The organism is Serratia sp. CoH_134_PS_4 (assembly GCF_058190535.1).
On sequence record NZ_JBXWKI010000001.1, the window covers coordinates 370,222 to 391,475 of the forward strand.

Below are 21,254 nucleotides of genomic sequence, written 5' to 3' on the forward strand. Positions count from 1 at the left end.
AGTAGGAGTTTTGCGCGTGAAGAACAGCAGGTCGGATGAGAAATGTGAGGCAGATTGAGTAATGGCGTAAAAACAATGTGATGAAGTTGTGGCGCGACCCGGTCCTGCAATAAAAAAGGCGATGCCGTAGCATCGCCTGGTAGCTATTTACACCCAGGTTTAAATCATCCAATAACTGACACCCAGCACGATGCCGTTCATGGATATATGTAGACTGATGGGCATTAACAGACCGTTTGATTTGACCCTGGCGACTATCAGCGTCAATGAAACACAAAACAGAATGAGTAGCATGCGCGCATCCGCATATTGTGTATGCAGTAGGGCAAAAAGAATCGATGTCACTATCGCTGCCCCGATTTTACCGCCGGCAAACCAGGTTTGAAACGCGCCATAAAGGCAGCCTCTAAAGACGATTTCTTCATAAATGGGGGCGAGGATGATCAGGGTGAGCTGCACCAAGAAAAACACGTTACCTTGGCGTGAAACCTGTTCAATGACCCAGCTTTCCGTTTTGGTTATGCCAAGTAAAGGTGGTGCAATAAATTGCAATGCCAAAATGATCAATAGAAAACCAAAGAATGAAGCGGGTTTGAAATTACCGGCACCAAAAGAAGGGCGGTTTTTATAAAATTTCAGGTATAGCGGAACGATAACGACAAACTCAATCACCAGTAATATAGGGACCAGCCATCCCTCGGCTTGCAGTTTTTCCCTGTTGGGGAAGAGCAGCGGTAGAAATGTCAGGGCTACCATCAACAAAAACGTGGAAAAGAACCCTTTGGTTTCCCTGTGTCGTGCGATTTCCTTATCCCAATCGGTCATTTTTATAATCCTTTATATTTTAAGTGATAATTGCTGTTATCCATGTGTTATCAGGCTCTGCCCGTGCAGGCAGGTCTACCTGTTCCCGGTCGATGACTGCATCACATGGCAAAAAAAAACACCGGAGGCTTACCTGCCGGTGTTTGTCTTGTGTGAGCGCTATCTCACGAGGTTATGCCGCCGGTCTGGCGATGACGCTGCGGGTTTCCATACGCACTTCGGCAATGGTGACTTGCAGGCTATCACCTTGGCGGTAGACAACTTCACCTTTGATTTGGACCGTGCCGGTTTCCTGGCTGCAGACCATTTCGTCACGCACCGCGTGAATAAACGGTGCTGGGATGAAGGCCACTGCGCCATTGTCCAGCAAACGTACCCGCAGACCGCCACGCGTCACGTCGATGATTTCTGCGTTGAAGCGCTCATCGGTACCGGCTTTGTCTTTCAGGTAACGTGCATACAACCAGTCACCCACGTCACGTTCCGCCATGCGGTTCAGACGACGGCGTTCAGCCAGTTGAATGGTCACTTCATCTTGCGGTTTTTCGGCGGGCTGGCCGGTGATAACCGCTTTCAGCAGACGGTGGTTAACCATGTCACCGTATTTACGAATCGGTGAGGTCCAGGTCGCGTAGGCTTCCAGCCCCAGGCCGAAGTGCGGGCCCGGTGTCGTGCTGATCTCGGCGTAGGTCTGGGAGCGTCGGATACGGCTGTCGAGGAATTGGGTCGGCTGTGCATCCAGATGGCGGCGCAGTTCGCAGAACCCCTCTAACGTCAGCAGCTTCTCGGCTTCAGCTTCTACCCCGTTGGCTTGCAGAACGGTAACCGCTTGTTCAACCAGCAGCGGGTCGAAACCGGTATGCACGTTGTAAATACCGAAGCCCAGACGGTCGCGCAGTACGATAGCGGCGCAGACGTTGGAAGCGATCATGCACTCTTCAACGATACGGTTGGCGCTACGGCGTTGTTCAGTCACGATCTCCAACACTTCGCCTTTCTCGCCTAATACAAAGCGGTAATCAGGGCGATCTTTAAACACCAACGCATGCTGGTGGCGCCATGCGTTACGGGCATCACACACACGCTTGAGCAGCGTGATTTGTTGTGCAATGTCATCGCTTGGCGGCTGCCAGCCGGCAATGCCTTCCAGCCAGTCGGACACTTCGTCGTAAACCAGCTTGGCTTTAGACTCGATCTCAGCGGCAAAGAAGCGCATGTCATCGGCCAACGCGCCGTCGGCACCGATGGTTACGCGGCAAGCCAACACGTGGCGGCGCTGGTTAGGGCGCAGTGAACACAGGTTGTCTGACAGATCGCGCGGCAACATAGGGATGTTGAAGCCCGGAAGATAGTTGGTGAAAGCACGCTTGCGGGCGATTTCATCCAGCTCGCTGCCCTGTTCGACGTAAGCGGTCGGATCGGCAATGGCGATGGTCAACTGCAGCGTGCCGTCGCCGTTGTCCTGCACAAACAACGCATCGTCCATATCTTCGGTGCTGGCGCTGTCAATGGTGACAAAATTCAACGCGGTCAGATCTTCACGTGGCAAAGAGGCGTCCGGCTCGCGGATAGCGATCATTTCCGGTGCTTCTTTTTCCAGATTGTGACGGGCGAGGGTAACCCACCACGGCGCAAGGTGATCTTCGCCATCGGTGATGAATTGGGTCAGATCGGCGTTGAAGCCGCGATCGCCTTTCAGCGGGTGGCGGCACATTTCTGCGACAGCCCAATCGCCAGCCTGGAAGTCGTGGTTCAAACCTCGTACTGGACGACACTGAATCGCGTCTTTCAGCAACGGATGATCGGGCACGATGGACAAACGGTCATCGCGCTTTTGCACACGGCCGACGAAGCGCGACAAGAAAGGCTCGATCAGGGTTTCCGGCTCGGCGATTTCGCGTTCTTTCTCGGTATGCAGCGTCGCGGTCACTCGGTCACCGTGCATCACTTTCTTCATGTACGGGGGTGGAATGAAATAGCTCTTCTGACCGTCTACCTCAAGAAAGCCAAAGCCTTTCTCAGTCCCTTTTACTACGCCTTCAACGCGCGGGGTCTGAGAGTGAAGTTGCTGTTTAAGCTGCGCCAGCAGCGGGTTATCTTGAAACATATCGTCCAGTGAATGGGTTGTGAGTGGCAAGATTTGCGGCTGACAGTTTTACGCGAATCACCCGCTGCGGGCAAGCCTAACGTCACGGTTTTCCTGCGTTGGGGCGCGATTCTGCGGAATATTGAGCATTCAAAAGGCAGGAATAAAACCCCGGCTTGAGACGCCGGGGGAAACGAGGGGCAGATCAGTCCTGTAGCGGTGAGGGCTGCAGAATTTCAATCCAGTAGTCATCGGGATCTTTGATAAAGGCCACGTAATTCATACGACCTTCATGCAGACGTTTCTGGAACGTCACGCCAAGCCGTTCAAAACGGTCGCAGGCAGCACGCACGTCCGGCACGGTCACACAGAGGTGGCCAAAGCCACGCGGCTCGCTGTTGCCGTTGTGGTAATGAAAATCGGCTTGCTGTTCGGTACCGTGGTTATGGGTCAGCTCCAGAATGCCCGGTTGGCTCAGTGCCCAGCGTTTACGGGCATCGTCATCCTGTGGGATCTGGTCACGCGGGCTGCGGGTCAGGTAGCAAATGGTAAACGCAGCTTCGTTGAAGGTTTCCAGATACACCGGGGTAAAGCCCAGCACGCGGGTATAGAAATCCAGCGCTTTGGTTAAGTCCTTCACACGGATCATGGTGTGGTTGAACACGTAGCCGTCGGTGACCGTTTCCGGTTGTGCGGTCACGCCCGGCAGCGTCAGTAAATCATTCAGTGGCATAGGGATCCCTCTTAGGTTGTTGATACGACTCTAGGGTAAATTAATGCTAATCTAAAGTGATTGTTTTTAACCAAAACACTCATTAAAAGTGAATGCTTCATGAAGCTGAGCCAGCTTAAATTTTTCTGCGCCGTGGTTGAACATAAAACCATTGCCGCCGCTGCACGGGAATTGCACTGTGTGCCTTCCAACGTGACATTACGCATCAAAGAGCTGGAGGATTCACTTGGCGGTGAGCTGTTCTTCCGCGATAAAAATCGGCTGTATGTGACACCCAAAGGCCGGTTGTTCTATCAGCAGGCAGGCGAAATTCTGGCTCTGGCGTCACGCAGTCAACATCTGTTCGCCGGCCGGCAGCCGCAGGGTTTGCTGAATCTTGGGGCACTGGACTTTTCGCTGATCAGCCATTTACCTGACCGTATTGCCCACTTGCGCCGCAGCCAACCGCAAATGCAGGTCAATGTGCTGAGCCGGGACTCGTTGGTGCTGGAGCGGATGCTGATTGACAGTGAGCTCGATCTGGCGCTGACAGACGGCCCCATAGAACACCCACTGCTGGCCAGCCGTGTGGCATTTGATGAACGTCTGGTGCTGCTGATACCGGCATCCGTAACGCAGTTAGACGCTGCAACTTTGGCGCAGTTGGAGTTTTATACCTTCAGTCGCGAGTGCTCTTTCCGTCTAAAAATAGATCACTGGCTAGCCTCACGGCAACTGAAGCCGCGTATGACGCTGGAGATGGAGTCATACACGTCGATGGCGGCCTGCGTTAAAGCGGGCTGCGGCGTGGCCTGCATTCCAGGATCGTTGCTGCCGATGATTTTGCCGTCGCAGGCGCTGAACGTTGTGGAGATGGGGGCGGAAGGGGTGAGCAATCTGTACTTTGTATGGCGCCGCCATCAACTCTCTGAGGAGTTGCAGACGGCTATCGATCTATTAGTGCGCCCGGCGTAAACCGGGCGCAGCAGATCAGGCAATGCGTAACGTGGGCTGTGCGACGCAACGACGGATAGCGACCGGTATTGACTTGGACGTCGGTGTGCCGGTGCCATCACCAAAACTGGCCAGCGGTACCAGCGGGTTGGTTTCGGGGTAGTAGGCGGCCAAATTACCGCGCGGGATATCGTAGCTCACCAGCTTGAAACCACTGACCTTGCGGGTTATACCGTCATTCCACAGGGTTTCGATCTCAACTAATTCACCGTCTTGCATATCCAGTGCGGCCAGGTCTTCAGGATGAATAAACAACACCTCTCGCTGGCCATACACGCCACGATAGCGATCATCCAACCCGTAGATGGTGGTGTTGTACTGATCGTGTGAGCGCAAGGTTTGCAGCGTGAAGGGCGCCTGACGGCCATCCAGTTGCGGGAACAGACTGTCCGGTAACGGTGCCGAGCCGAACTCTGCTTTACCACTGGGGGTGGCGAAGCGAAGTTCTGCGGCAGCGTTGCCCAGATAGAAACCGCCGGGCTGATCACAGCGACGATTGAAATCCTCAAAACCAGGGATCGTGGCGGCGATATGATCGCGAATCAATGAGTAGTCATCTGCCAGTTCCAGCCAGTCGAGCTGTTGGTTGCCCAATACAGCATCAGCGATACCGCAGACTATCGCCGTTTCAGAGCGTTGTGTTTCTGCTAGCGGCTTGCCGACGCCTTCAGAGGCATGCACCATGCTGAAGGAGTCTTCGACCGTGATGTATTGCGGGCCGCTGGCCTGCAGGTCCTGTTCGGTACGGCCCAGCGTAGGCAAGATCAGGGCGTCTTTGCCGGTCACCAGATGGCTACGGTTGAGTTTGGTGCTGATATGCACCGTCAGGTCACAACAGCGTAAGGCACGTGCGGTGCGTTCGGTATCGGGTGCCGCAGCGGCTAGATTACCGCCCAGCGCCAACAATACCTTAACGTCGCCGCGCAGCATCGCTTCGATAGCCTCGACGGTGTTATGGCCCTGTTCACGGCGTGGCGAGAAGTTAAAGTGTTTCTCCAGGCTGTCGAGCAGGGCTTTAGGGGATTTCTCATCGATGCCCATCGTCCGGTTGCCTTGCACATTACTGTGACCACGTACTGGACACAGTCCGGCACCGGGTTTGCCCAATTGACCGAACAGCAGCTGCAAGTTGGTGATTTCACGCACCGTTGGCACAGAGTGTTTATGCTGTGTCACGCCCATCGCCCAGGTGCAGATCACGCGCTCAGCCCCCTGATAAATGGCAGCAGCCTGGCGCAACTGCGCCTCGCTCAGGCCGGACTGATGGGTGATCTGATCCCAAGTGGTGGCGTCGACCTGTGCCAAATAGCGCTCTACACCAACACTGTGCTGCTCGATAAAGGCCAAATCGAACAGGCCGGGCTCACCGGCGGCCAAACGCTGGCGGTGACCTTCCAACAGGGCTTTCACCATGCCGCGCACCGCCGCCATATCGCCACCGAGATTAGGCTGGAAGTAGGCAGAACTGATCGGTGATGACTTAGGTGTCAGCATTTGAATGGGGCTTTGCGGGTCGGCAAAGCGTTCAAGCCCACGCTCGCGCAGCGTGTTAAAACTGACGATACGGGCCCCGCGACTGGCGGCGTTTTTCAGGCTGTGCAGCATGCGCGGGTGATTTGTGCCGGGATTTTGACCAAACACGAAAATCGCATCGGCTTTTTCAAAGTCATCCATACGGATGGTGCCTTTACCGACGCCGATGCTCTGTTTTAGCCCCACGCCGCTGGCTTCGTGGCACATATTGGAGCAGTCAGGGAAATTACTGGTGCCGAGCATGCGACCGAACAATTGATACAGATATGAAGCTTCGTTACTGGCACGGCCCGACGTATAGAGTTCAATCTGGTTTGGATTGTCCATGCTGTTGATGTGCTTGGCGATTAACGCCAGCGCATCCGGCCACGCGATCGGTTCATAATGATCGGTTTCGGCGTTATAGCGCATCGGGTGGGTGAGTCGCCCCTGATACTCCAGGAAATAGTCACTTTGCTGGAGCAAGGTACTGACGCTATGAGCAGCGAAAAACTCAGGTTCAACCGCATTACGTGTGGCTTCCCAACTGACGGCCTTCGCGCCATTTTCGCAGAAACTGAAGGTGCTGTGATTGTCGTCGCCCCAGGCGCAGCCCGGGCAGTCGAAACCGCGCGCTTTATTCACACGCATCAGGTTACGCAGGTTTTTCAGCGTCTGTTTGCTGTCGAGTACATAGCGAGTGGTGGCTTCGAGTGAACCCCAGCCGCCCGCCGCGCCGGTATAAGGCTTTATTGACGGTTTGAATTTCATATTGGTCTTCGCAGGTGGTTGTAGCTAAAAAGTGAACGCTTTTTTAAGCGTTTTCAGTGTTTATGTCACAAGTTTAGGAGGGTGAGGCACGGGCGTCTAATCGAATAGGACTATGGCGGCATAGAGCAAGTCTATCGCGTAGAAATGATTAACATACAAATCGTTGCATAATGACACCCGCTGAAAAAGAGTATTGATTCCGCTTTACCTCCGATTAATGCAGTCTATGCCTCAGATTATATTGGTATTTTATTTAGCCCCCAGGGCCTGAGGAACAGTGATTGAAGCATTTAACATTGGCGGTGATAACCGGTATTTTGCTGCCGTTGGCAGCTCAGGCGACAGATGCCCCCCTTAACTTTCCACTCAATACGCCGCCAGCGATAGACGCCGCCTCTTACGTATTGATGGACTATACCACCGGCCAGGTGCTGGCTGAGGCAAACGCAGATGAACGTCGTAATCCGGCCAGTCTGACCAAACTGATGACTGGGTTGGTGATTGATCATGCGCTCGACCAACACAAAATCGGTCTGGATGACGTGGTGACGGTGGGTAAAGACGCTTGGGCGGCGGGGAATCCGGTATTCAAGGGATCATCGCTGATGTTCCTGAAGCCAGGTGACAGGGTCACGGTTCGCGACCTCAGTAGAGGCATTATCATTGACTCCGGCAACGACGCCTGCGTGGCGATGGCCGATTATGTCGCGGGCAGCCAGGCGGCGTTCGTGAAGCTGATGAATGAAAAGAGCACCCAGCTTGGCCTGCAAAATACGCATTTCGAAACGGTCCACGGCTTGGACGCCCCGGGCCAGTTCACCACCGCCGGTGATTTGGCCGTAATTTCACGCGCCATCATCATGAGTGAACCGGCGGAATATCATATGTACAGCGAAAAATCGCTGACCTGGAATGGCATCACCCAGCAGAACCGCAACGGGTTGCTGTGGGATAAAGCATTGCAGGTAGACGGGCTGAAAACCGGTCATACCGAATCTGCCGGTTTTAATATTATTGCTTCAGCGACTGAGGGTGACCGCCGGTTGATTGCGGTGGTGATGGGCGGTAAAAGCGCGAAAGGGCGCGAAGAGCAGGCTCGCAAATTGCTGACCTGGGGCCTGCGTGATTTTGCCACGGTCCATCTTTTCAGCGCTGGGCAACGTTTGGGGCAGGAAAAGGTGTGGTATGGCGATCGCCATGAGGTCGCCGTGGGTAGCGCGCAGGATCAATACATTAGCCTGCCGAAAACGGAGGCGAACAAGCTGAAGGCGCAATATGTGGTGACTGCAACGCGCCTGGATGCACCACTGGAACCAGGGCAGCCTGTGGGTGAAATTCGCATCAGTGACAACGGTAACCTGTTGAAGACGTTACCGCTGGTGGCGTTGCAACAGATCAAACAAGGCGGCATGTTCTCGCGACTGATGGATGCGGTAAAACTGAAAATCTGATGCTTGGGGCGCTGGGCGCGGCGCCCGAAATTCTGTAGCAATGATATACTCAAGCCAGTCGTGACTCACTGAGCCGTTTTATGGATATTAAGCAACTGATCTACCTGTGTAATCTTGAGCGTGAACGCCACTTTGGCCGCGCGGCGGAGGCCAGCTTTGTCAGCCAGCCGACGTTATCTATGCGGCTGAAAAATTTGGAAAAAGAGCTTGGCGTGTCGTTGATCAACCGTGGTAACAACTTCGAAGGTTTCACTGCCGAAGGAGAGCGGGTGCTGTCGTGGGCGCGTGAGATTGTATCGGTTTATCAGGGGTTGAAACTGGAGGTGGAGTCGCTTAAGCACGGCCTGAACGGCACGTTGCGGATCGGTGCTGTACCGCAATGCAGTATATCCTTGGCGCAAATGCTAAAGGCGGTCAGCGAGCGATTTCCCCAATTAGATTACCGGGTCTCGGTGTTGAGCGCCGATCAGCTACTCGAAGCGCTGACGGCGCATACTGTCGATATCGGTATCGGTTTCTTTGAACTGTCCACGTTGCAAGAGCTGCACTTTCAGTCGCAGCCCTTGGCGGACGCTGGCGTTGAGTTGGTTTTCCACCCTGAACACTTTCCCGAATTAGTCGGCGACGCGCCACTGACGTTGGAGGAGGTGGCTGCATTGCCACTGTGCCTGGCGGAACCGACGCGTTACTTCCGTCGTTACCTCGATCAAAACTTTCGCGAGGCCGGTTTGACGCTGCATGTGCGTATGGAAACTACGTCGATATTCCAGTTACTGCAGGGGATTTTTGTCGGGTTGGGCTGTGGGTTATTCCCGCCTGGCAACCTGTTGCCGACCATGATGCCTGAGTTGCATCACCGGCCGGTCGCTATCGCTGCCATGCCGCGCCATGCCGCAGTTGTTGTTGCTGAGCCTGGGCGTGCATCACCGTTGGCGCAGCACTTCTTTGATGCTGCGCGCGGCTGGTTGTTACGATAACGCTTCCGCTTGGCTTTCGCTGACACCCTGTGTGTCGCCAAGGGTTTGGCGTAAACGGTTTTCCCAGGCGTAGAGTGCGCCAGTCAGAATGACGTCCAAGGCCTGTGCCTGGTTCAGGCCGCTGTTAAACAACGGCTGTACGCTGCGTGGAGTGAATTTTTCCGGCGTGCGGGTCAGGTCTGTGACAACACCGATCACCGCATGAGAGACGGGATTATTCACACTTACCAGCCCGTGATGAATGCTGGCAAAGAGCGCATTCGTCAGCGAGTCGTCCTGGATATCCTGTGCCACGGTTGAGGCGCAGTAACGACTGCCGTTAATACGAGAAACCGCCAGTGTTGCCAGCGCTTTCAACCGCCCGGATAAGCCGTACCCGTCAGCATTAATGCTGTTAAAGACGCCATTGCGTTCACGTAGCGCTGGGGCATCGTGGGCCAGCAACAGGTAATATGATTCGCTGCGGGCATCAGGATGGCTCTGATCAAGTACGTCTAATTGCTCCGCGCGAGCGCTGTCCAATTCAACAACCGATAACCGGGACTGCCACCTCAGTTCTTCTTCCGTGAATTCTATCCCTGCTGCATCGTCTATCTTCGGGAAGCCCGGAACCACGCCTGCCGGCCGCCCAGCTAATGCTGCCACACCCGCAACCACTCTTGCCTGATAACTGACAAAACCGATGATTTGCGAAAACGTCACGATATCCGCCGGACTCAGCCCGACGTCACTCAACTGTTGCAGCGCCTTACGGCAAATCAACGTTGGTTGTGTGGCAAGCTGGCGTGCATATTGAGTGATTTGTGCGAGACGGATATTACTTTCACGTGAGGCATCGGGACTGTAAAGCGGGGCAAGGCGGGCCGCGTAATGACTACAAAGAGACTGAACACCGGTGACCTGGGCTACGGTCAACGCGGTACTGAGGCGGTCATAGGGTGACAGTGTCACTGTTCGTGTTAACGCGACCCGATCGGGAAACAACACGTGGTAACTGGCAAGCGAGGCGTTGAATACGCCAGCCCGGGCAGTGAGTGCGGTGTTCAGCGCTTCGTCGGCAAAGGCACCCAGCCCGAGTAAGAACCGGTCGCGAATACCTGCCGCCTGCGGCTCCAGTGGTTGCTCCCCGCGTACGCTGCTTTGGGTTTCGTGATACCACTGGGCATTATGTTGTCGACGTAGTAGTTCCATAGAGGATAATCCTTAATCAAGAGCAACAGCCACCGGTGCGGCAAGCAACGGCGGCAGGGCAAAAGGCAACATGCCCGAAAGCGGGCATGAAATGACAGGATTAGCGCTGGCCATCGCAACACAGTGCGTGACCATAAACAGAGAAACCTGCGGCTAAAGCGAGCAAAAACTGCGCGAGTCGGCGATGGCGTAGGTTGTTCATCAGTGCGATATCCTGTCGTTTAAGAAGCTCAACGTAGGGGATATCCTCACCGATTCGATTGGCGAGATAAAATAATGTTACGTGCTAATCAATAACTGAATGGAATAAAATATAATGATATATAACAAAAATGTAGTTTGTATCTGAGGTTTTTGGCTAAGGGCCGGCCGAATTCCGGCGGTAAAAAACCCGCTCGGGAGCGGGTTGTCTTCGTTAGGCTGGCTGTCAGAACCTACCGCCGTCGCGCCGCCAGGCGTCAGCCGTGAGCGCTTCGCCGAAGTGGCTCGCAATCAGACGTTTGGTCAGATCATGTAACGGCGAAGCCAATACCTCGGCGGTGCTGCCGCGCTCAACGATTTCCCCTTCGTGCATCACCATGACCTGATCGCTGATGTGTTTCATCATCCCCAGATGCTGAGTCACGTAGATATAGGAGATGCCATGCTTCTCTTGTAGCTCGAGCATCAGGTTAATGATTTGCGAGCGCATCGACATATCCAACGAGGCCAATGCTTCATCAGCCACAATCACTTTGGGTTGCAGGATTAGCGCACGGGCCAGCGCCACTCGCTGTTTTTGGCCGGAGGCCAGCATATGCGGGTAATAATTGGCGTGATCGGGCAGCATCCCCACTTGGCGTAATGTCTGGTTGATTTGTTGCTCGCGCTCTGGCGCAGCCATGTCCGTATTAAGCCGTAACGGAGCATCAAGCAGCTGGCCGATACGCTGGCGCGGATTGAGTGAGGTACTCGGATCTTGAAATATCATGCGGATCCGCTGACTGCGATAGCGATAATCGCCGTAGTTAAGTCGATGGTCATCGATCAACAGTTCGCCGGATGATGGCTCTACCATGCCGGACAACATCTTGGCCAATGTTGACTTCCCCGAACCGTTCTCACCGATAATCGCCAGCGTTTGCCGTTCGCGCAGGGTAAAGCTAACCGATTTCACCGCTTCGACATGTTGGCGGCGAAATAGCCCGGTACGATAGCGGTAGGTTTTGCTCAGATTGCGCACTTCCAACAGCGTTTCCATGTTATTGCTCCTCCATGTTCAGCGGGAAGTGGCAGGCGAACAGGTGGTTTTTTACCGGACGCAGACGCGGTGTCTCAATGCACTTTTTCTGCGCATAGGGGCAGCGCGGCCCCAAACGACAACCGATCGGCAAATGCTCCAGCGACGGAATGGCTCCAGGCAGGGTGTTGAGGCGGCTTTTATGCGGCAATGCGCGGCCGAAATCCGGCATTGCGCGGATTAACGCCTGCGTGTAAGGGTGATGCGGTGCAGCCAGCAGATCTTCGCACTGGGCGCTTTCTACCGTTTGGCCGCAGTACAGCACGTTAACCCGATCGGCCCATTTGCTCATCATTTGCAAATCGTGACTGATCAGCAAAATGGTGGTGTTGTTGTTTTGGTTCAGGCGCGCCAGCAAACGGAAAATTTGCGCTTGGGTGGTGGGTTCCATCGCGTTGGTGGGTTCATCGGCAATCAGCAGGCGCGGCTGATTAGCCAGCGCGATGGCGATCATCACTTTCTGGCACTCGCCGTCGGTCAGCTCGTAAGGGAAACTGCCCATGATGTCCTTATGATCCTTGATGCCGACACGGTGCAATAACTCAATAGCGCGACGTTTGCGCCAGTTAATGCGTTGCCACCAGCGGCCTTTATAGGTCCAACCGGGGATTGCCTGTGCCAACTGGCGACCAATGCTTTCAGAAGGATCCAGACAGGACTGTGGCTCCTGGAAAATCATCGAAACATTGTGGCCAACCAGCTTGCGGCGCTCACGTGGCGTTAGCTGCAACAGATCAATATCATCAAAGCGGAAACGGTCAGCGGTGACGCGCCAGTTGTCCTTGGTGACGCCACAGATGGCTTTGGCGATCAGGCTTTTGCCTGAGCCGGATTCGCCCACGAGCCCGCGGACTTCACCTTCGCTCAGCGTCATGCTGACGCGGTCAACCGCTTTGACCGGCCCTTCGGCAGTCATAAATTCAATTGTCAGGTTGCGGATATCAAGTAATGGCATTATTCCACCCCTGTATTGATTGCACGACGCATACCGTCGCCCAGCAGGTTAACCAGCAACACACTGAACAGGATCGCTGCACCTGGCAGCATCACGGTCCAGGGGGCTACGTACACCAGTTCCAACGAATCGCCGAGCATGGCCCCCCATTCCGGGGACGGGAGCTGTGCGCCAAGATCGAGAAAGCCCAGGGCGGCAATGTCCAGAATGGCCATCGACAATGCGCGGGTGAACTCGGTCACCAGCACCGCGACAATATTAGGCATTACGGCGTACCACAGGATTTGCAATGTAGAGGCGCCGTCGAGACGTACGGCCACCACATATTCTTTTTCCAACTCGTCGTGCACTGCGCTGTAGATAGTACGCACCATGCGTGGCAACAGCGCCAGCCAAACGGCTAACATGGCGTGCTCGAGTTTTGGCCCGAGGAAAGCGACCACGACGATCGCCAGCAGCAGCGAAGGAATGGAAAGCAGGGTATCGAGAATATGATTCAGCACCGCAGAACGCAGGCCACGGGTCACCCCGGCGAACACCCCGAGAATCACCCCGACAAGGGCGGCGGCAAGGGTCACCAGTAGCGCCGAGCCAAACGTGGCCGCGGTACCGGTCAGCAGACGACTGAGAATATCGCGGCCAAGATCGTCGGTCCCGAGGAAGAAGGAAACGTTGCCGTAACGCGACCAGGAGGGCGGCAATAACTGATAGCCGAGGAATTGCTGATCAAGCGCATAAGGTGCCAACAGACTGCCAAACAGCGAAAGCAGCAATAACGCTATCACGCCGTAGAAGCCAATCATCGCCAATGCATCACCGTAGAAAATCCGCCAGGTATAGAGTAGCGGGCTTGGCATTTTCTTTTCGCGGTATACGTTATCTAAGGGCATACCATTCCTTATGCTTCAGTGGGTTGGTGGCAGCACCTAAAATATCAGCCAATACGTTAATGGTGATCACTAAGGTACCGACCACCATGACGCCGGCGGAGATTGCCGCATAATCTTGCTGGCGGATGGCGTTGATCATCCAACGCCCGAGGCCTGGCCAACTGAACACCACTTCGGTGATCATCGCCAGCGTCAGCATCGTGGAGAATTGCAGCCCCAGCTTGGGAATGATCGGTGGCAGTGCATTATGCAGCACGTGGCGGCGAATAATGGTGAACCGGGATAAACCCCGGGTGGCCGCGGCCTTTATGTAGTTTTGGCTGAGAACATCGTCGGTGCTGATGCGCATGAGGCGTACCACTTCGGTTGTCGGTGCCACCGCCAGCGCGGCAATCGGCAATATCATATGGCGCAGCGCGCTGCCGATCATTTCAGTGCGATAAGGTGAGTCGGACAGCCAGGCGTCAATTAGGGCGAAACCGGTGATAGGTTTAACCTGATACAGCAGATCAAAGCGGCCGGAAACCGGCAGCCAGCCAAGATGCAATGAGAAAAACAGCATCAACAGCAGCGCCAACCAAAACACGGGCATCGAAAAACCGAGCAATGCAAAGGTGCTGATGGCGGTGTCTTGCCATTTACCACGCATCACGCCGGCAATAATGCCAAGAGGGATGCCGATAAACAGCGCCAGGGTGAAAGCGAGAATGCACAGTTCCATGGTTGCCGGGAACACTTCTCGCAATTGTTCACTGATCGCCTGGCCGTTAATGCTGGAAACGCCAAAATCCCAATGCAGCAGGCTGACAAAGTAGAACTGATAGGCATCCAACAGAGCGGCACCGTTGAGTGGTGCGCGCGGCGTGAAATAGCTCAGGCTAAAGCTGACCAACGTCAGGAAAAACAGCGTGATCAGCAGCAGCAAGAAACGGCGTAAGGTAAAGATAATCACTTTTTCGGCCCCTCCGCAGACTCACGGTACACCCCGGCGAATGACGCATTGCCGAACGGGCTCAATACCAGTCCTTTGATGTCGTAACGGTAGGCCTGCAGACGCAATGAAGACGCCAGCGGCAGCACCGGCAGTTGCTGTTCAAGTATTTTCTGCGCCTTCTGATAGTTTTCGATGCGTTGTGATAATTGCTGTGACAGCAGGGCATTTTGCAGCACTTCATCAAACCCTGGGTCACACCAGTGAGCATAGTTGGTTTGCGAGCGGATTGCTGCGCAGCTCAGCAGCGGGCGGAAGAAACTGTCCGGGTCATTACTGTCAGTGGCCCAGCCGGTGAGGGTCAGATCGTGATTCATTTCCATCAAGCGGGCTTCCTGGAAACGGCCTTCGACAGGCACGATGGTGACTTTAATGCCGACCTGAGCGAGATCCGCCTGGATCAATTCAGCGGTCTTTAACGGGCTGGGGTTATAGGATTGCGATGCCGTTGGCACCCACAGGCGCAGGCTTAGCGACTCAATACCCGCCTGTTTCAGTATTTCGCGTGATTTGGCCGGGTCAAATTCAGTGACATGTGCTTCGTTATCATAGGCCCACGAGGCGCGCGGCAGAATTGAGGCGGCGGTTTCCGCCGTGCCGTAGTAAATCGACTGCATCAGGCGTTGGTTGTTTATCGCCAGTGAAATTGCCTGACGGACTTTCAAATCATTAAGCGGTGGTTTACGGGTGTTGAAGGCCAGATAGGCGATATTCATGCCCGGCCGCAGCGTCAGGCGCAGGCGCGGGTCATCGCGCAGAATCGAAAGCTGACTGGCGGCAGGATAGGCCAGCACGTCACATTCACCGGTCAACAACTTGGATAACCGACCGGTGCCGCCGGCACCCAGATCGATCACCACCTGTGGCATGCGCGGTTTGCCTTTCCAGTAAACATCGTTGCGCGCCAGACGAATATATTGCCCGGAACGGTATTCATTTAACAGGAACGGCCCGGTACCAACAGGTTCACGGTCGATCATTTCTTGGTGGCCTTCACGCGTCAGGTCATCTGCGTATTCTGCCGACAGCACGGGCGCATAATGGGTAGCGATATGCCACAAGAAGGAGGCGTCAGGCGCTTGCAGCCGAATTTCTACCGTATAGTCGTCGAGCTTCTTCACGCTTTGTACCGAGTCGCCAAACTGCAAGCTATCGAAGTACGGATATTCGCCGCCGTTAACGTCGTGATACGGGTGTTTCTGGTTAAACACGCGCTCAAAGCTGAACACCACATCGTCGGCATTCAGTTTTCGGGTCGGTGTGAACCAGGCCGTGGTCTGGAATGGCACATCTTTGCGCAGATGGAAACGGTAAGTTGCGCCGTTATCCAGCACTTCCCAGCTTTGTGCCAGTTCGGGGATCAACCGATAGGTGTAAGGATCGACATCCAACAGGCGATCGTAAAGCTGTGCGGCCAACGTATCGACGGTCAGGCCGCTGCTGGCCATCTGCGGGTTAAAGGTATTGAGTATGCCGCTGACACAATAAACAAAACCGCTCTGGCGGATATCCGGCAACGGCTGCACCGCAGCGGGCGAAGGGGGTGTCGCTGCCAGAGCTGAACTCGTAAGGCACAACGACAAGATCCAAAGGGGTAAACCACGCATAGAGGCTTCATGGGTTAATAAGCAATAGCATTAGTGTATCGCACTCTGGCGAACAGCCCAATCCATTGAGCAAAATGGCTGAGTTTTCTGCTACTTGATTGAACAATTCGCGGTCGTCGGCAAAAAAGTTATATTTGTTATGTTATAACATTACAAATTCATGTTACCGTTCTCTGGCAATGTACCAATAATCGCAAGGGGATGTATGAACAAGGTTGCACTTCCACCCTGCCAGCCGCTGCCGGATGCACAGGCATGGCAGGGCGCAATGAGTGATGTCGGGCTCGATTGGGTCGGGATGCAAGGGATTGCTCTGCCGCTGGAATTGGCAGGTAAGCCGCTGATGGCTCGGGTCAACGTTGGGATCAATCTGCGTGCCAACCAGCAGGGTTCGCGAGGCATACATATGTCGCGTCTTTATCTGGCGTTGGATGAATTAACGCAAGGGGAATTGACGCCGCAACGCATTGCCGACCAGCTGCGGGCTTTTTTGGCATCCCAGCCGGAGAACAGCGATCGCGCAAATTTGAGTATCAGCGGCGAACTGCTGTTGTCACGTCCGGCGTTGTTGTCACCACACCGTGGCTGGAAAGCCTATCCGCTGAAAATTGACGCCACGCTGACAACCCTAATGACGCTGTCGTTGACGGTCGGTGTGCCGTATTCCTCTACTTGCCCAAGTTCGGCGGCGCTGAGTCGGCAACTGGCACAGCAACAGTTTCAGTTTGATTTCGAACAGGCACCGGACGCGGTTGACCAACAGCAGGTTATCGATTGGCTGGGAGAACAGGGAATGCCTGCCACACCTCACAGTCAGCGCAGTTGGGCTTGGGTGACGGTCACATTGAATGACAGTGAAACGGTCTTGCCGGTGATCAATTTAATTGATCGTATCGAGCATGCGTTGGGGACGCCGTTGCAGACGCTGGTGAAACGCCGGGATGAGCAGGCATTTGCCCTGGCCAACGGGCAGAACCTGATGTTTTGTGAGGACGCTGCGCGCCGTTTGTACCGAACATTGCGCAGCCAGTGCAGTCACCGTGCCTTTTCGCTGCGTGTGGAGCATCAAGAGAGCTTGCATGCACACAATGCAGTGGCGGAATTGAGTTGGGGAGAACATCAGGATGCTACGTAAAAACCCGAGTGGCCATTTGCCGCAGGTCTCGCCGAAAGCCTATATCGACCCTACCGCCATTATCTGCGGCCGGGTGATTATTGAAGATTTTGTCTACGTAGGGCCGTACGCGGTGATCCGCGCGGATGAGCTGAATGCAGCAGGCGACATGGATCCGATCATTATCGGTTCCCATTCCAATATTCAGGACGGTGTGGTGATCCATTCGAAAAGCGGCGCGGCGGTTACCATCGGCAGTTTTAGTTCTATTGCCCACCGTGCCATCGTTCATGGCCCGTGCCGTATCGACGATCGGGTGTTTATCGGCTTTAACAGCGTGCTGTTCAATTGCCACATTGGCTCCGGGTGTGTGGTGCGCTACAACGCGGTGGTGGACGGCGTGACGCTCCCGGAAAACCTGTATATCCCCTCAACCGAACGTGTCGGCGCCGACAGCGATCTGTCGTTGTATCCGCAGGTTGATCGCAACGCCCTGCAATTTTCTGAAGAGGTAGCGGCCACCAACGTTGAATTGGTTCGCGGCTACCAGGCATTACGCAATGAGTTTTGAGTGAGGAATTCCATGAATCCATTACCCGTAACCGTGCTTTCCGGTTTTCTCGGCGCCGGTAAGACCACAGTATTGAACCATATCCTGAATAATCGCCAGGGCATGCGTGTGGCGGTGATCGTTAACGACATGAGCGAAGTGAACATCGATGCCGCATTGGTAGAGAACGAAGTTCAGCTTGATCGCCAGCAGGAAAAATTGGTGGAGATGAGCAATGGCTGTATCTGCTGCACATTGCGCGAAGATCTGCTGATTTCGGTGCGTGAATTGGCGCAGGCCGGTCGTTTTGATTATCTGCTGATCGAATCCAGTGGCATTTCCGAACCCTTGCCGGTGGCAGAAACCTTCACCTTTGAAGACGAACAAGGGGAAAGCCTGTCGCAATTCGCCCGGTTGGACACGTTGGTCACCGTGGTGGACGGGGTGAATTTTATCCAGCAATACCAGCAGGCACAAACGCTGCAAGAGGCAGGGCAAAGCCTGGGTGAAGACGATTTACGCAGCGTGGCGGATCTGCTGATAGAACAAATTGAGTTCTGCGATGTGATGCTGGTCAGCAAAACGGATTTGCTGACCCCAGAACAGCAGGGTGAGGTGATGGCGTTGCTCGCCAGTCTGAATCCGGACGCCACTATTATCGCCATCTCCCCCGGCAAGGTGCCATTGGAGGCGGTATTGAACACGGGCAGCTTCAGTTTTGATAAAGCACAGCAGGCACCGGGTTGGCTTAAGGAACTGCGTGGTGAACATCTGCCTGAAACAGAAAACTATGGCATCAGCAGTTTCGTTTACCGGGCCAGGCGGCCTTTTGCACCCGATAAGTTTTACCGCGTGATTAATGGCGATTGGGGCGGTGGCAAGCTGTTACGTTCCAAAGGGTTCTACTGGTTGGCGACACGCCCGCGTCAGGCTGGACAGTGGAGTCAGGCCGGTGGCATCGCTCATTATGGGCTGGCGGGCACGTTCTGGCGTGCGATTGCCCAGGAAAACTGGCCACAAGATGAAGAGACCCGGGCGCATATTATGGACAACTGGGTGGAACCCTTTGGCGATATGCGTCAGGAATTGGTCTTTATCGGACAAAACCTGCAGGAGGCTGAAATAACGCGTTTACTTGACGCTTGCCTGCTGAGTGATGAGGAAATGGCGGCGGGGGTAGATTACTGGCATGAGCTGGCAGATCCCTTCCCTGAGTGGTAATTGCACAATGACAGTGTGGTAATGAGAAAAATTCTCAACAAAGTGCTTTACAGATGATACTGATAACTATTATCATCATTTGGCAGTTCACGGAAGGCCACGTACACGGTGGTTCAGCTGTGAAAGGCACGACATTGCTCACATTGCTTCCAGTGTTTTTTAAGCCAGCTCGGGTGCTGGCTTTTTTTTGCCTGTTATTCTTCGTCCGCCTCACCATTTTGCAATAACGCGTGCTTTTTAAGCATGCCGCGCAACTGGTGATAGGTCAGCCCCAGCAGTTCAGCCGCTTTGCGCTGATTAAATCTCCCCTGTTGCAGCGCCGATTCGATTAACGACTTTTCCTGTGCCAACTGCCACGTTTTTAAATCCATTGGTAGAGAGGGGCCATCCTCACGGGTGACGTGTTCAGAAGGTCGCGGTGAACTTGCCCGTTGGGCAAAGGGATTAATGACAATCTCGTCCAGTTCGCTGGCGCTGGTACCGTGTCGATACACTGAACGCTCCACCACGTTTTTCAATTCGCGCACGTTGCCTGGCCAGTGATAGCCAAGCAAGGTGTCTTTGGCCCGCTCGGTAAAACCAGGAAACAATGACAGCGACAGCTCGCGGCACATTTGAATCGCAAAATGCTCGGCCAGCAACATGATGTCTTGTTGTCGCTGACGCAACGGCGGTAACTGGACTACGTCGAATGCCAGCCGGTCCAGCAGATCGGCACGGAATTTACCCGCCGCAGCCAGTGCAGGCAAATCGTCATTGGTTGCGCACACGAGGCGCACATCAACCTGTAATGGCTGGCTGCCGCCGACGCGTTCCAGATGACCATATTCAATGACCCTTAACAGTTTCTCCTGCACCAACATAGGCGCGGTGGCCAGTTCGTCGAGAAATAGGGTACCGCCGTCGGCACGTTCAAAGCGGCCCAAATGGCGCTTTTGCGCACCGGTAAAGGCTCCCGCCTCGTGGCCGAACAGCTCTGAATCCAGCAGGTTTTCGTTCAATGCGGCGCAGTTAAGTGAAATGAACGGCCCCTGCCAACGATTAGAAAGGTAATGTAATCGGTGAGCAATCAACTCTTTACCTGTCCCGCGCTCACCGATCACCAACACCGGTTTGTTCAGCTTTGCCAGTTTCGAGACTTGCTCCAATACTTCGACAAAGGCGTTTGCTTCGCCCAGCAGGTTTTCTAACTGTTCGCTCATGATGAAATTCGCCAATGTTTGGTGAAAATAATCACTCTACAGTATGTGTGTAGAGAGTCAAAAATAAATAATCGTTTATATTCAACAATATAAAAGTTGGCACGGGTTTTGATTAAGTCTTTGGGCAATCTGTATGACCTAACGCGGCGCTTCAGACGCCATCAGAACCAAGAGGAAGTGAATTATGGGTATTTTTTCTCGTTTTGCCGACATCGTGAACGCCAACATTAATACGCTGCTGGATAAGGCAGAGGATCCGCAAAAGCTCGTGCGTTTGATGATCCAGGAAATGGAAGACACGTTGGTTGAAGTCCGCTCTACCTCAGCACGCGCGCTGGCGGAGAAGAAACAATTGCTGCGCCGCATTGAGCAGGGTGAAAACCAGCTTAGCGACTGGCAGGACAAAGCTGAACTGGCACTGCGTAAAGATAAAGAAGATCTGGCGCGTGCGGCCCTGATCGAAAAACAAAAAGTGGCTGACCTGATCGCTACGTTGACTCATGAAGTCTCTACCGTAGAAGAAACGCTGGCCCGTATGAAAAGCGAAATCGGCGAGCTGGAAAACAAGCTAACCGAAACTCGTGCTCGTCAGCAGGCCCTGACATTACGCCATCAGGCCGCGTCGTCTTCCCGCGACGTACGCCGTCAGCTCGACAGCGGCAAGTTGGATGAGGCAATGGCGCGTTTCGAACAGTTCGAACGCCGCATTGACCATATGGAAGCCGAGGCAGAAAGCGTCATCATCGGCAAAAAGAAGTCTCTGGATCAAGAATTTGCCGAATTAAAAGCTGACGACGCGATCAGTGAGCAACTGGCGGCGCTGAAAGCTAAAATGAACCGCTCTGAGTAAGGCGGCAGCGGCCACGGTGGTGTGGCCGCCAACCCAAGACGCATTGAGAAGGAAAA

General features: G+C 54.3%; 18 protein-coding genes. 7 read left to right on the plus strand and 11 right to left on the minus strand.

Going from position 1 to position 21,254, the window contains the following annotated elements; all coding sequences use genetic code 11:
• Nucleotides 1–159: 159 nt before the first annotated feature.
• The 3 genes from AC2FCQ_RS01790 to gloA form a co-directional block, all read right to left on the minus strand.
• On the minus strand, nucleotides 160–825 hold the full coding sequence (locus tag AC2FCQ_RS01790; protein ID WP_209633785.1) for a CPBP family intramembrane glutamic endopeptidase: 666 nt from the start codon (nucleotides 823–825) through the stop codon (nucleotides 160–162).
• Between the two features lie 172 nt (nucleotides 826–997).
• Nucleotides 998–2,932, minus strand: a complete 1,935-nt coding sequence (locus AC2FCQ_RS01795) for an exoribonuclease II (RefSeq protein ID WP_490307427.1) — start codon at nucleotides 2,930–2,932, stop codon at nucleotides 998–1,000.
• 184 nt (nucleotides 2,933–3,116) lie between these two features.
• On the minus strand, nucleotides 3,117–3,644 hold the full coding sequence (gene gloA, locus AC2FCQ_RS01800; RefSeq protein ID WP_265553482.1) for a lactoylglutathione lyase: 528 nt from the start codon (nucleotides 3,642–3,644) through the stop codon (nucleotides 3,117–3,119).
• A 99-nt stretch (nucleotides 3,645–3,743) separates the two neighbouring features.
• Between gloA and AC2FCQ_RS01805 the strand changes: the two genes are divergently transcribed.
• Nucleotides 3,744–4,598, plus strand: coding sequence for a LysR family transcriptional regulator (locus tag AC2FCQ_RS01805; RefSeq protein ID WP_209633781.1), 855 nt, complete (start codon nucleotides 3,744–3,746; stop codon nucleotides 4,596–4,598).
• Between the two features lie 15 nt (nucleotides 4,599–4,613).
• On the opposite strand, the gene AC2FCQ_RS01810 is transcribed toward AC2FCQ_RS01805, so the two are convergent.
• The gene (locus tag AC2FCQ_RS01810; protein ID WP_490307428.1) at nucleotides 4,614–6,920 is read right to left on the minus strand and encodes an FdhF/YdeP family oxidoreductase; all 2,307 of its coding nucleotides are present in this window, start codon (nucleotides 6,918–6,920) and stop codon (nucleotides 4,614–4,616) included.
• A 281-nt stretch (nucleotides 6,921–7,201) separates the two neighbouring features.
• Here AC2FCQ_RS01810 and dacD point away from each other — a divergent pair, with 281 nt between their 5' ends.
• Complete coding sequence (gene dacD / locus AC2FCQ_RS01815; RefSeq protein ID WP_209633777.1) at nucleotides 7,202–8,371, plus strand: serine-type D-Ala-D-Ala carboxypeptidase DacD; 1,170 nt, start codon at nucleotides 7,202–7,204, stop codon at nucleotides 8,369–8,371.
• Between the two features lie 80 nt (nucleotides 8,372–8,451).
• Nucleotides 8,452–9,348: a LysR family transcriptional regulator gene (locus tag AC2FCQ_RS01820; RefSeq protein ID WP_490307429.1), complete on the plus strand. Its 897-nt coding sequence runs from the start codon at nucleotides 8,452–8,454 to the stop codon at nucleotides 9,346–9,348.
• Here the strand turns inward: AC2FCQ_RS01820 and AC2FCQ_RS01825 are convergent.
• The 6 genes from AC2FCQ_RS01825 to sapA form a co-directional block, all read right to left on the minus strand.
• Entirely contained in the window at nucleotides 9,340–10,539 is a 1,200-nt protein-coding gene (locus AC2FCQ_RS01825) for a CMD domain-containing protein (protein WP_490307430.1), read from the minus strand. The genes AC2FCQ_RS01820 and AC2FCQ_RS01825 overlap by 9 nt on opposite strands.
• A gap of 427 nt (nucleotides 10,540–10,966) precedes the next feature.
• A complete protein-coding gene (sapF, locus tag AC2FCQ_RS01830) occupies nucleotides 10,967–11,779 on the minus strand; it encodes a putrescine export ABC transporter ATP-binding protein SapF (protein WP_209633770.1) in 813 nt (270 codons plus the stop codon).
• A 1-nt stretch (nucleotide 11,780) separates the two neighbouring features.
• The gene (gene sapD, locus AC2FCQ_RS01835; protein ID WP_209633768.1) at nucleotides 11,781–12,773 is read right to left on the minus strand and encodes a putrescine export ABC transporter ATP-binding protein SapD; all 993 of its coding nucleotides are present in this window, start codon (nucleotides 12,771–12,773) and stop codon (nucleotides 11,781–11,783) included.
• A complete protein-coding gene (gene sapC / locus AC2FCQ_RS01840) occupies nucleotides 12,773–13,663 on the minus strand; it encodes a putrescine export ABC transporter permease SapC (RefSeq protein ID WP_209633765.1) in 891 nt (296 codons plus the stop codon). Before sapC ends, sapD begins: the two co-directional genes overlap by 1 nt.
• Nucleotides 13,650–14,615: a putrescine export ABC transporter permease SapB gene (gene sapB, locus AC2FCQ_RS01845; protein WP_209633762.1), complete on the minus strand. Its 966-nt coding sequence runs from the start codon at nucleotides 14,613–14,615 to the stop codon at nucleotides 13,650–13,652. The genes sapC and sapB overlap by 14 nt, the downstream gene beginning before the upstream one ends.
• The gene (gene sapA / locus AC2FCQ_RS01850; protein WP_209633760.1) at nucleotides 14,612–16,261 is read right to left on the minus strand and encodes an ABC transporter substrate-binding protein SapA; all 1,650 of its coding nucleotides are present in this window, start codon (nucleotides 16,259–16,261) and stop codon (nucleotides 14,612–14,614) included. The genes sapB and sapA overlap by 4 nt, the downstream gene beginning before the upstream one ends.
• A gap of 205 nt (nucleotides 16,262–16,466) precedes the next feature.
• On the opposite strand from sapA, the gene folE2 reads away from it, so the two are divergent.
• The 3 genes from folE2 to zigA are packed head-to-tail and all read left to right on the plus strand — an operon-like array spanning nucleotide 16,467 to nucleotide 19,146.
• Nucleotides 16,467–17,396: a GTP cyclohydrolase FolE2 gene (gene folE2, locus AC2FCQ_RS01855; protein WP_209633758.1), complete on the plus strand. Its 930-nt coding sequence runs from the start codon at nucleotides 16,467–16,469 to the stop codon at nucleotides 17,394–17,396.
• Complete coding sequence (locus AC2FCQ_RS01860; protein ID WP_265553463.1) at nucleotides 17,386–17,946, plus strand: gamma carbonic anhydrase family protein; 561 nt, start codon at nucleotides 17,386–17,388, stop codon at nucleotides 17,944–17,946. The genes folE2 and AC2FCQ_RS01860 overlap by 11 nt, the downstream gene beginning before the upstream one ends.
• Nucleotides 17,947–17,958: 12 nt before the next feature.
• Nucleotides 17,959–19,146, plus strand: a complete 1,188-nt coding sequence (gene zigA / locus AC2FCQ_RS01865; RefSeq protein ID WP_209633754.1) for a zinc metallochaperone GTPase ZigA — start codon at nucleotides 17,959–17,961, stop codon at nucleotides 19,144–19,146.
• A 194-nt stretch (nucleotides 19,147–19,340) separates the two neighbouring features.
• Here the strand turns inward: zigA and pspF are convergent, their stop codons facing one another.
• Complete coding sequence (pspF, locus tag AC2FCQ_RS01870) at nucleotides 19,341–20,348, minus strand: phage shock protein operon transcriptional activator (protein ID WP_490307431.1); 1,008 nt, start codon at nucleotides 20,346–20,348, stop codon at nucleotides 19,341–19,343.
• Between the two features lie 184 nt (nucleotides 20,349–20,532).
• Here pspF and pspA point away from each other — a divergent pair, with 184 nt between their 5' ends.
• Nucleotides 20,533–21,198, plus strand: coding sequence for a phage shock protein PspA (gene pspA, locus AC2FCQ_RS01875; protein ID WP_037415723.1), 666 nt, complete (start codon nucleotides 20,533–20,535; stop codon nucleotides 21,196–21,198).
• The last annotated feature ends 56 nt before the right edge of the window (nucleotides 21,199–21,254 follow it).

Bases quoted from the DNA above. Each gene is read 5' to 3' on its own strand.
- zigA (WP_209633754.1), top strand. From the start codon at position 17,959: ATGAATCCATTACCCGTAACCGTGCTTTCCGGTTTTCTCGGCGCCGGT.
- pspF (WP_490307431.1), bottom strand. From the start codon at position 20,348: ATGAGCGAACAGTTAGAAAACCTGCTGGGCGAAGCAAACGCCTTTGTC.
- AC2FCQ_RS01790 (WP_209633785.1), bottom strand. From the start codon at position 825: ATGACCGATTGGGATAAGGAAATCGCACGACACAGGGAAACCAAAGGG.
- folE2 (WP_209633758.1), top strand. From the start codon at position 16,467: ATGAACAAGGTTGCACTTCCACCCTGCCAGCCGCTGCCGGATGCACAG.
- sapC (WP_209633765.1), bottom strand. From the start codon at position 13,663: ATGCCCTTAGATAACGTATACCGCGAAAAGAAAATGCCAAGCCCGCTA.
- AC2FCQ_RS01810 (WP_490307428.1), bottom strand. From the start codon at position 6,920: ATGAAATTCAAACCGTCAATAAAGCCTTATACCGGCGCGGCGGGCGGC.
- gloA (WP_265553482.1), bottom strand. From the start codon at position 3,644: ATGCCACTGAATGATTTACTGACGCTGCCGGGCGTGACCGCACAACCG.
- AC2FCQ_RS01860 (WP_265553463.1), top strand. From the start codon at position 17,386: ATGCTACGTAAAAACCCGAGTGGCCATTTGCCGCAGGTCTCGCCGAAA.
- pspA (WP_037415723.1), top strand. From the start codon at position 20,533: ATGGGTATTTTTTCTCGTTTTGCCGACATCGTGAACGCCAACATTAAT.
- sapF (WP_209633770.1), bottom strand. From the start codon at position 11,779: ATGGAAACGCTGTTGGAAGTGCGCAATCTGAGCAAAACCTACCGCTAT.
- AC2FCQ_RS01805 (WP_209633781.1), top strand. From the start codon at position 3,744: ATGAAGCTGAGCCAGCTTAAATTTTTCTGCGCCGTGGTTGAACATAAA.
- AC2FCQ_RS01795 (WP_490307427.1), bottom strand. From the start codon at position 2,932: ATGTTTCAAGATAACCCGCTGCTGGCGCAGCTTAAACAGCAACTTCAC.
- AC2FCQ_RS01820 (WP_490307429.1), top strand. From the start codon at position 8,452: ATGGATATTAAGCAACTGATCTACCTGTGTAATCTTGAGCGTGAACGC.
- AC2FCQ_RS01825 (WP_490307430.1), bottom strand. From the start codon at position 10,539: ATGGAACTACTACGTCGACAACATAATGCCCAGTGGTATCACGAAACC.
- sapD (WP_209633768.1), bottom strand. From the start codon at position 12,773: ATGCCATTACTTGATATCCGCAACCTGACAATTGAATTTATGACTGCC.
- sapA (WP_209633760.1), bottom strand. From the start codon at position 16,261: ATGCGTGGTTTACCCCTTTGGATCTTGTCGTTGTGCCTTACGAGTTCA.